This window comes from Nostoc sp. DedQUE12b (assembly GCF_034530835.1).
GTDB lineage: Bacteria > Cyanobacteriota > Cyanobacteriia > Cyanobacteriales > Nostocaceae > Nostoc.
Genome location: NZ_JAVRCI010000022.1, coordinates 82,641 through 93,955 on the forward strand (window position 1 = coordinate 82,641; position 11,315 = coordinate 93,955).

General features: G+C 40.6%; 5 protein-coding genes. All 5 read left to right on the top strand.

Translation table 11 applies throughout. The features are described from left to right. Positions 1-435: 435 nt before the first annotated feature. The 5 genes from RMY16_RS13845 (at position 436) to RMY16_RS13865 (ending at position 11,122) form a co-directional block, all read left to right on the top strand. Positions 436-2,853 carry a hybrid sensor histidine kinase/response regulator gene (locus tag RMY16_RS13845; protein ID WP_322736838.1) on the top strand — a complete coding sequence of 806 codons (2,418 nt, stop codon included), beginning with the start codon at positions 436-438 and terminating at the stop codon, positions 2,851-2,853. A 103-nt stretch (positions 2,854-2,956) separates the two neighbouring features. Beyond that, positions 2,957-4,258 (top strand): sensor histidine kinase, encoded by a 1,302-nt coding sequence (locus RMY16_RS13850; RefSeq protein ID WP_322736839.1) that lies wholly within the window; start codon positions 2,957-2,959, stop codon positions 4,256-4,258. Between the two features lie 522 nt (positions 4,259-4,780). Beyond that, positions 4,781-8,767, top strand: a complete 3,987-nt coding sequence (locus RMY16_RS13855; RefSeq protein ID WP_322736840.1) for a magnesium chelatase subunit H — start codon at positions 4,781-4,783, stop codon at positions 8,765-8,767. 710 nt (positions 8,768-9,477) lie between these two features. Continuing rightward, on the top strand, positions 9,478-9,684 hold the full coding sequence (locus RMY16_RS13860) for a hypothetical protein (protein ID WP_322736841.1): 207 nt from the start codon (positions 9,478-9,480) through the stop codon (positions 9,682-9,684). Positions 9,685-9,823: 139 nt separating this feature from the next. Beyond that, a complete protein-coding gene (locus RMY16_RS13865; RefSeq protein ID WP_322736842.1) occupies positions 9,824-11,122 on the top strand; it encodes a DNA sulfur modification protein DndB in 1,299 nt (432 codons plus the stop codon). Positions 11,123-11,315 lie beyond the last annotated feature (193 nt).

Sequence of the window (11,315 nt, forward strand, 5' to 3'; positions counted from 1 at the left end):
CGTAGCGTGTCGCAGACAAGACTCCCTAACGCTACTCTATTGCCCTTGGCGTCTTTCCTTGGCAGAAGAATCGCTAACGCTTTGCTATCAGTCGGGGATTCAGATCCGCGACTGTCTTGTTGACTCTAAATCAATGATTTAGTAGGTTTATTAAACCCTTTGATTTATCCGCTAGGCGCACAAAATTTATTCTGAATTCTGGCTCCTGGCTTCTGAATTATGTTTTGATAAAATGTATATTTTTGAACTAACCCGATATTAACCCTATAAGTCCTTCCCAATACAGGTCTGTAAAGGATGGTTAGCAAAGTTTAGGGTATTGATAATCGCAGCTATGGTTGTTAATTATAGCTGCGATTATTAATAGCTTTTTGGGCAATCTAAATATAGCCCTTTTTTTTGCTTACCAAACCTATTGTTTAGAGGGTGAACCCTGTGATAAAAGGCAACTACAGCCCATCTGACACTAAAATGTATTCTTCGCGGAATTTGCTGATCCGATTTATTCTCGGTGGCACTACTCTTATTGTAAGTATTTCTGCTTATTTTAGCTATCAAGCTGCTCGGAAAATAACGCTACAAGACTTGAGAGGAAAAGCTTTTTTAGAAGTAAAAAGAGGGGTTGATGAAATTGAGGAGTGGTTGCATGTCCGCAAAGTAGAAGTGCAAACTCTTGCTCATACTTCAACTGTACGCTCCTTAAACTGGTCTATCACAGAACCCTATTTAAAGTCAGAAGTTGAGCGGATCGATGAATTTTTCTTTTTCCAAATAGCTACCCTGGATGGTTCGTATTTTAATACTAAGGTTGGTCGGTCAAATAAAAATATTAAGGATCGAGACTACTTTCAAAAAGCACTAGCTGGAAAAAGAAACATTTCCGATCCCTTTATCAGCCGTTCCACAGGTATTCCTTTAATTGCGATCGCCACTCCAATCTGGTCTGATTCTCCTACCAATCGTTCACCGATTGGGGTTTTCCACGGCAATGTTAAAGTCGATCGCATTGCTAAGGTGGTCAACTCGTTGCGCTACGGCAAGAATAGCTATGCTTTTGCCCTCAATTCTCAAGGAGAAGCGATCGTTCATCCTAACTCAACCTTAATGTCAACGGTAGAAAAACCTGCACCCAGCCTGTTGAAAATTCCAGATCGCAATTTAAATGCGATCGCAAAGAAAATGGTAGACAAACAACAGGGAATTCAGTTGATGGAAATTGACGGTAGCAAAAAGTATATTGCTTATATGCCGTTGCGAGAAGCTAATTGGTCTGTGGCTTTGGTAATTCCGCGCCAAAATATTGAATCTCGGCTACAATTCCTCGATCTGATCGCCCTAATTGTGGGCGGATTGACAGTGACGATGATTGCTGTCTTGTGGCAGGTACAAGCCTTTGAACAAGCTCAACTGAAAAAATCTAAAGCGGCGGCTGATACTGCAAACAGGGCTAAAAGCGAATTTTTAGCCAACATGAGCCATGAACTGCGAACACCCTTGAATGGTATTTTGGGTTGTGCTCAAATTTTGCTGCGTTCTAAAGGTTTGCCGGAGCCAGAGCAATATCATGTAAACATCATTGAACAGTGTGGCTCTCATCTACTGACTTTAATTAATGACATTTTGGATCTTTCCAAAATTGAAGCGCGAAAACTGGAATTACATCCCCAAGATGTGCATTTCCCCTCTTTTTTACAGGGTATTGGGGAAATTTGCCAGATTCGGGCAGAGCAAAAAGGTATTTTATTTGTCTATGAATTCGCCAGCAATTTACCCACAGGGGTTAATGTCGATGTCAAAAGGTTACGTCAGGTTCTCTTGAATCTGCTGGGAAATGCCATTAAATTTACCGATGAGGGTAAGGTTAGCTTCCAGGTTGAGGTAATCGATCGACTTCCTACTGATAGGCAAACAGAGGAATATCGCATTCGTTTTAGTGTAAAAGATACAGGAATTGGCATAACTCCAACCCAATTGGATAACATTTTTTTGCCATTTGAACAAGTAGGTGAGAAAAAGCATCAGATAGAAGGGACAGGGCTGGGTTTAGCTATTACTCGGCAGTTGGTGCAGATGATGGGTAGCGATATCCAGGTTAAAAGTGAGATTGGTCAGGGTAGTACTTTCTGGTTTGAAATTGCGATCGCCCAAGCCAGCGAATGGGTACAGTTTACTATGGCTGCATCCAAGGAACAAATCATTGGCTTTGAAGGTAGTCCTCGCACCATCCTGATAGTGGACGATCGCTGGGAGAATCGCACAGTAATTACAAGCTTATTGCAACCATTGGGTTTCAATGTGATTGAAGCCATCAATGGTAAAGATGGTTTAGAAAAAGCGATCGCCCTTAAACCAGACCTGGTGATTACAGATTTGCTAATGCCAGAAATGGATGGGTTTGAATTGATTAAACACTTGCGTCATACCCCAGATATCCAGGATGTCAAGATTATTGTCTCTTCCGCTAGTGTCTTTGAAGCCGACCAACATCGCAGTCTGCAAGCAGGAGGTGACACCTTTTTGAGCAAACCTGTACAGGCAGATCAATTACTGCGTCAATTAGAGTGTCATTTAGGTTTGGCATGGCTTTACCAGCACTCTGAGGAACAAAGAATCAACTCTTCGGCTACAACACTTGATAGCTCATCAGATAAATTAATTCCTTCTCCCGATGTATTGCGAGAACTGATGAATTTAGCCAGTAAAGGTAACTTTAATGACATTCTAAAATGGACAGATAAGCTAGAGGAAACAGATACAAAATTTGCTTCCTTTGCTAACCAATTGCGGCAGTTAGCGAGGCAGTTTGATGAAGATTTAATCCTCGATTTTTTGACTGGAAAAGAAAAAGATTAATTATCCTAAATTTATTTATGCAGATTGTAATATGTGAATTTTGAGTGTTCTCCTTTGGCGTCTTGTAAAGAAGCAACGTGAATCAATATAGGGTAGAAATATTATGACAGCAACGATAGGCGATCAAAAAAATTATTTAAATCGCAATCCTAGCAGAGGAATTATTTTAGTAGTTGACGATAACCCTGCAAACTTACAAGTTTTATCGAGCTTTTTGGATCAGTCTAACTTTGAAGTTTGGGCAGCTCGTAGCGGTGAAAAAGCCATTCAGAGATTAGATAATGAGAATTTACCTGATTTAATCTTGCTTGATATCATGATGCCCGGTATCGATGGGTTTGAAACTTGTAAATATCTAAAAAGTGAAAGCAATCCTCGTGTCCAGGATATTCCAATTATTTTTATGACTGCTCTTTCCGATATTGCTGATAAGGTTAAAGGATTGCGATTAGGAGCAGTAGATTATATTACTAAACCTTTTCAGTATGAAGAGGTATTGGTACGAATAGAGCACCAACTGAAGCTGAGAAATTTGACGAAAACCTTGACTGCCAAAAACGCCGAATTACAACAGGCTCAAACCCAACTGATTCAAGCAGAAAAGGTCGCAACCTTGGGTCAAATGACAGCAGGAATTGCCCATGAAGTAAATAATCCAATCAATTTTATTGCTGGGAACTTGAATTTTATTGAAGAATATTTCCAAGAAATTGTTAATTTACTGGAACTATATCAAAAGTATCTGCCTGATCCCCCAGATGAAATTCAAAATGCTATTAAAACAAAAGATATCAATTATTTGTTAAATGATTTATCCAAAATTATTCAATCTATGCAACTAGGTACAGATCGCGTTACAGAAATTGTGTCATCGTTGAATAAGTTCTCTCGACACGGAGAAGCAGGGAAAAAGCTGGCTAACTTGCATGAAGGCTTAGAAACTACGCTACTCATTCTTGGACATCGATTTAAAGCAAATGCTCATCGTCCAGCAATTAAATTAATCAAAGAATATGGAGAATTACCACTTATTGAGTGCTATCCAGGCGAACTAAATCAAGTTTTTATGAATTTAATTAGTAATGGAATCGATGCAATTGAAGAAATACAAAAAAATCAGTATTTTGATGAAAATTTTCAACATATTGGGATGATTTGGATTAAAACTGAAGCAAGTGGAGAGCGAGTTATTATCAGAATTGCAGACAATGGCTCAGGAATCAGCGAAGCAAACCGGACAAAGATATTCGATGCTTTCTACACTACAAAAGTCATCGGTAAAGGAACAGGACTAGGTTTATCTATTGCTTACCAAATTGTAGTTAACAATCATGGCGGTAAGCTAAGTTGCCATTCAACACAAGGTGAGGGTACAGAGTTTGTGATTGAATTAGCTATACGATAAATTAGAATCCTAAATCCTAAACTGTATCGGCATTAAGAAAATACTTGCAATTGCTGAATTATCGGTCAAAAGTGCAACGAGGGTCATTCAAATTAAGGGAGCGATGCCTGTGGCGGGCTACGCCTACGCGCCCTTTTTGCTATTAGTAGATTGATTTGAATGATTATCCCGTTCCCCCAGTGGAAAAACTATTGGAAAGGTTGATTCAGAATTAATTTTTACAAACCGCTTGCATGGTTTTGTTTTTTAAACATTATATAGCTAAATAGTTATTTAAATAATCAAAATATATTACAAAAAATTTACAAAAAAGTGAGTAAACACTTTTAGATAAAGTCAACAATTACGAAGAAATATTTCGTTTTTTATATCGATTTGTGTCATATAGGGGATAAAATGCCTACTGGGCAAGCGTTTTCTGATAAAAAACAGATATTGCCTAAAAGATCACGAGTTACCTGTGGCTGATGATGCCGCTAGGAACTTCCTTCAGAGAACACGCATCAAAGGAGCCGAAGAAGCATGTTCACACACGTCAAGTCCACCATTAGACACATTGCGCCTGATAACTTACGCGGACGTAGTTTAATCAAGGTGGTCTATGTCGTGCTTGAGTCCCAGTACCAGAGTGCTTTGTCGCAAGCAGTTCGCACTATTAACGCGAACAATCCCAACTTGGCGATTGAAATCAGCGGGTACTTGATTGAGGAACTCCGCGACCCAGAGAATTACGAAGAGTTTAAACGAGAAATGGAGAGTGCGAATATCTTCATCGCTTCTCTCATTTTCATCGAAGACTTAGCACAGAAAGTAGTAGCAGCAGTAGAACCACACCGCGATCGCCTGGACGTTTCCGTTGTCTTTCCGTCCATGCCAGAGGTAATGCGCCTGAGTAAAATGGGTAGCTTTTCTCTAGCACAGTTGGGTCAGTCAAAAAGTGCGATCGCTCAATTCATGCGGAAACGCAAAGAAAAATCCGGTGCGGGATTTCAAGATGGGATGCTGAAGCTTTTGCGAACACTGCCGCAAGTGCTGAAGTTTTTACCGATGGACAAGGCACAGGATGCCCGAAATTTCATGCTCAGTTTTCAGTATTGGCTAGGTGGTTCTCCAGAAAATCTGGAAAACTTCTTGCTGATGCTAGCTGATAAATATGTATTTAAAGGTTTAGAAAAACAGAATTTTGCACCTTCTACATACGAACAGCCGGTGGTTTATCCCGATCTAGGGATTTGGCATCCTTTGGCTCCCAGTATGTTTGAAGATGTCAGAGAGTACCTCAATTGGTATACAGCTCGTAAGGATATTTCTAGCGATCTAAAAGATCCCCTAGCTCCTTGTGTCGGGTTAGTATTGCAACGCACCCACCTAGTTACAGGGGATGATGCCCATTATGTGGCAATGGTGCAGGAGTTGGAAGCATTAGGCGCACGGGTATTACCTGTGTTTGCTGGTGGTTTGGACTTCTCCAAGCCTGTGGATGCTTACTTCTATGAACCAACTACTAACACACAGTTGGTAGATGCAGTGATATCGCTGACTGGTTTTGCTTTAGTGGGTGGCCCAGCCAGACAAGATCATCCCAAGGCAATTGAGTCACTCAAACGCTTAAACCGTCCTTACATGGTGGCGTTACCCTTAGTATTCCAAACCACAGAAGAGTGGATGGATAGTGATTTAGGGTTACATCCAATTCAAGTAGCTTTGCAAATTGCAATTCCGGAATTGGATGGAGCAATTGAGCCGATTATATTATCGGGTAGAGATGGAACTACAGGGAAAGCGATCGCACTGCGCGATCGGGTTGAAGCGGTAGCCGAACGCGCCTTAAAATGGGCTAACCTCCGCCGCAAGCCGAAGCTAGATAAGAAAGTCGCTATCACCGTTTTTAGCTTCCCGCCAGATAAAGGCAACGTCGGAACCGCCGCTTACTTAGATGTATTCGGTTCCATCTACGAGGTGATGAAAGCCCTTAAAAATAACGGCTACGACTTACCAAAATTGCCAGAATCAGCCGAAGCGTTGATGCAAGAAGTCATCCATGACGCTCAAGCGCAGTACAACAGCCCAGAACTGAACGTTGCTTACAAAATGTCGGTTCCTGAATATGAGGCGCTGACCCCTTACTCTCAACGCCTAGAGGAAAACTGGGGGCCACCTCCGGGACATCTCAACAGCGACGGGCAAAACCTGCTGATTTATGGTAAGCAATTCGGTAACGTCTTCATCGGCGTACAACCAACATTTGGTTACGAAGGCGACCCGATGCGGCTTTTGTTCTCCCGTTCAGCTAGTCCTCACCACGGTTTTGCTGCTTACTACACTTACCTAGAGCAAGTTTGGAAAGCTGATGCTGTACTGCACTTTGGTACACACGGTTCCTTGGAATTCATGCCAGGTAAACAGATGGGGATGTCTGGTGATTGTTATCCAGATAACTTGATTGGCTCAATTCCCAACCTGTATTACTACGCAGCTAATAATCCGAGTGAAGCGACAATTGCCAAACGTCGGAGTTATGCCGAAACAATTTCCTACTTGACACCGCCGGCAGAAAATGCTGGTTTGTATAAAGGTTTGAAGGAACTCAGCGAATTAATTGCTTCCTACCAAACCTTGAAAGATAGCGGACGCGGTGTTTCCATTGTCAACAGCATCATGGATAAATGCCGGATCGTGAATCTGGATAAGGATATTAACTTGCCAGAAACCGATGCCAGAGACATGAGTACCGACGATCGCGATAATATTGTTGGCAATGTCTACCGCAAGTTGATGGAAATCGAGTCGCGGTTGTTGCCTTGTGGGTTGCACGTCATTGGTAAACCCCCAAGTGCAGAAGAAGCGATCGCAACTCTCGTCAACATTGCTAGTCTAGATCGTCAAGAAGAAGGACTTCAAGGCTTACCGGGAATTATCGCCAATAGCATTGGGCGTAATATTGACGATATTTACCAAAATAGCGACAGAGGTATTTTAGAAGATGTCCAGTTATTGCAAGATATCACTTTGGCAACCCGTGCAGCAGTAACTGCCCTTGTGCAAGAGCAAATCGACGCCGAAGGACGAGTTTCTCTAGTTTCCCGGTTGAATTTCTTCAACATGGGCAAAAAAGAACCTTGGGTAGAAGCATTGCATAAACTCGGTTATCCCAAAGTCGATGGCGCAGCCCTAAAACCCCTGTTTGAGTACTTAGAATTCTGCCTCCAGCAAGTTTGTGCCGATAACGAACTGGGAGCATTACTCAAAGGCTTAGAAGGTGAGTATGTTTTACCCGGCCCTGGTGGCGATCCCATCCGTAACCCGGATGTATTGCCCACAGGTAAGAATATCCATGCACTCGATCCGCAATCCATCCCTACAACCGCAGCAGTACAATCAGCCAAAATCGTCGTAGACAGGCTTTTGGCACGTAACAAAGCTGAAAATGAAGGAAAATGGCCAGAAACCATCGCCTGCGTCCTTTGGGGAACCGATAATATCAAAACTTACGGCGAATCCCTAGCGCAAATTATGTGGATGGTGGGCGTGCGTCCAGTTCCCGATGCTTTGGGACGGGTGAACAAGTTGGAATTGATATCCTTAGAAGAGTTGGGAAGACCCAGAATTGATGTAGTAATCAACTGTTCTGGTGTATTCCGCGACTTGTTCATCAACCAAATGAACCTGCTAGATCAAGGCGTGAAGATGGCGGCTGAGGCAGATGAACCTTTAGAAATGAACTTTGTTCGCAAACACGCTTTGCAGCAAGCCCAAGATATGGGCATTAATCTGCGTCAAGCAGCGACGCGCGTTTTCTCCAACGCTTCTGGTTCCTACTCGTCAAATATCAACTTGGCGGTAGAAAACAGCACTTGGGATAGCGAAGCCGAGTTGCAGGAAATGTATCTCAACCGGAAATCCTTCTCCTTCAATTCCGATAACCCCGGAATTATGGATGAATCGCGGCAGATTTTTGAAAGCACATTGAAAACTGCTGATGCAACTTTCCAAAATTTGGATTCTTCCGAGATTAGCTTAACGGACGTTTCCCACTACTTTGATTCCGATCCCACTAAGCTAGTGGCAAGTCTGCGGGGTGATGGTAAAAAACCAGCATCTTATATTGCAGATACAACCACAGCTAACGCCCAAGTGCGGACATTATCTGAAACCGTGCGTTTGGATGCGCGTACCAAATTATTAAATCCTAAGTGGTACGAGGGGATGCTGTCTCACGGTTACGAAGGTGTGCGCGAACTCTCCAAGCGGTTGGTGAATACCACAGGTTGGAGTGCGACAGCCGGCGCTGTGGATAACTGGATTTACGAGGATACTAACGAAACCTTCATCAAAGATGAAGAAATGCAGAAACGGTTGCTGAACCTTAATCCCCATTCTTTCCGCAAGATTGTATCAACTTTGTTGGAAGTGAATGGACGCGGTTATTGGGAGACTAGCGAGGATAATTTAGATCGTCTGCGCGAGTTGTACCAAGAAGTTGAAGACCGGATTGAAGGGATAGATTAGGAAATAAGTAGAGTAATCTATACTTCATTAATATAATCTAAAGGCCTGTAGAGACATCATGTGTTAAGTCTTTACAGGTTTTTGTATAAAATAATACTTAATATATTAATCACACTTTGCAAGACCGTTCTCAACTTGTATTTTCATAAGTTACAATGCTTTAAAATAAAACATCTTTTTTGTTTGTACAAACAAAAAAGATGTTTTTGAATAACTTTTTAAATAGTTTTATCAAAAAAATTTTTTATTTATAGAAAATAAGTATGAAATATAGAAAAGATTTTAAAAAATATAATTTGTTATTTCTAAAAATAATTAAGTTAACTATTTTGCTGTAAATTTATTGATAACTTATAATATTATTTTTAATATATTTTTTAAGAGGTTATTAAATTCTTGTTAAAATAATGAAGTAATAAATACAAAGTTAGTTTTAAATTTTTGAAATAGTGATAAAATATTTATGTTTTACAAGACATAAAAGTTATTTGTAAAGCTTCTTGATCGTTATTTTGATTTTCAGTTAGATGTTTTAATTAACTAAGATATAAAAATTGGGAATTAGTCTGTGGAAAACTCTACGATCAGGTGTTGATAACTGAGTGCAAAAAACTAGATATTTACAGAACTTCTTGGTATCTAATAAAAAAGTTGACATTGAGCTTCTGGTTTGGTATTGTATATACCAGCAAATTTCAAAAATTAAAAATATGGAAGCAACAGTAACATTGACAGACGAATACTTAGTACGTCTAGCTATCAAAATAAAAACACATATGGGTATAAAGGAATTTATTCCATTTAAAGAGATGGATCAGACTCAAATACAAGAATGGATTATCAACGCTAATACTATTATTCCAGGTATTTTCATAAAAGAATTACCAAATTTTCCTCATACAGTTAAGTTAAAGTAAAACTACAAAGAATAAACTATTCAATAGTTTATTCTTTACACGGTATTGCTTAATTTAATTGCGTATATTATTTGCAAATAATTAATTTTAAATATGCTATGTTTGTACAAACATAGCATATTTCGTTTGGAGATAGTTAATGGCTTTAGTCATCGCCGGTATAAAAGGACGAATGGGTGACACCAATTTTTATCAAGCAACGATAAAAGCTCGTGATCTAGTGCAAGGAGTACGTGCAGCAAACGAACTCGATGAATGGACAACAATGAGCATTGAGGATCGATTGCAAAGGGAACCTGACCTTAAAAGAATTCAAGAACAAATTGCTCCTTACATTGCTGAAGCAAAGGATCGTTTCTTCGGTTCCATGATTGTGCTTGTTTATAAGGGACAGATTTATTTTGAGAGCATCAAAAAATGGGTAAGTGAAGAAGCCCCGCACGTTTACCAATCCGTGGCAGATAATATAGGTGTCATTACTATTGAAGGTGGCGCTCTGATTATGCTTGATGGCCAACATCGCCTTCTAGCTCTTGAAAAAGTGGTGAAAGGCGAAGTAATAGGAGAGTGCCGCGAGCAAGTACCAAACGATGATGTTTGCGTCATTTTTCTCGCTCACGAAAGCAATGAAAAAACGCGGCGTATCTTCAATAAAGTTAACCGCTATGCTAAACCAACTAGTCGCGGTGACAATATTATCACTAGTGAAGATGATCGCAGCGCTATCATTGCCCGGAAGTTACTAAGTGATGGTGCTCCACTAGGTGTAAGGGTCAAAGGTAGTAGTGATGTAATTGTTGAGTGGAAGAACAATACTATTGCAGTTCGCAGCACGAAGTTGACAACCATAAGCGTTGTCTACGAAACAGTAAAGCTTATTCTAAGCGATCATGGTGTGCCCAATGATACTACTTCTCGCCCTTCCGAAGAGGAACTAGAACAATATTATGAATATGTTGAAAAATTCTGGAATAAAGTGCTTGAGGGGTTACAGGCTTACCAGAAGGCACTTTCTGACAGCAGCAAAATTCCAGAAATGCGTAAGGATGACCACCCATACTCACTGCTATTTAAGGCAGCTGCACAGATTGCTTTATTCAAAGGTCTGATCGCAGCAACGCGCAAGAATCGTATAAGCCTTGAAGAAGCTGTGCGACGGGCTGATAAAATTGACTGGGCTATGTCTTTACCTGTTTGGAAAAATGTACTTGTAACTCCAGGGGGAACAATGGCTAGGGCACAACAAGCACAGAATTTAGGAGGTAAGCTGATTGGATACTTAATTGCAGCTGACAAAATGACGGAAGAAGAGACTGCACAGATCCAACGGGAATACAGTAGCGCACATGGAGTAGACATTAATGATCCTGATGTTAAATTAATGCCTTTACCTAAACCTGTTGTCGAGCTATTAGAAGCTGTAGAACCTCTAGTATAAATGCAGGAATGGATTGAAGCTACTCAAGAACAAGCTCGTTCAATTCCTGAACTAAGCCAGCGTTTGATGCTTGCCTAATTGATGACAATATCAAGTGTGATCGGTTTATTTTTGAGGTTTTCTGTGAGGCGATACCTACGGTAAGCTACGCTAACGCACTCACTCTTCCACAACAGGCGATCGCTTAGTTTTT

Excerpts from the sequence above, each read along its gene's own strand:
- RMY16_RS13865 (WP_322736842.1), top strand. The coding sequence starts at position 9,824 with ATGGCTTTAGTCATCGCCGGTATAAAAGGACGAATGGGTGACACCAAT.
- RMY16_RS13855 (WP_322736840.1), top strand. The coding sequence starts at position 4,781 with ATGTTCACACACGTCAAGTCCACCATTAGACACATTGCGCCTGATAAC.
- RMY16_RS13860 (WP_322736841.1), top strand. The coding sequence starts at position 9,478 with ATGGAAGCAACAGTAACATTGACAGACGAATACTTAGTACGTCTAGCT.
- RMY16_RS13850 (WP_322736839.1), top strand. The coding sequence starts at position 2,957 with ATGACAGCAACGATAGGCGATCAAAAAAATTATTTAAATCGCAATCCT.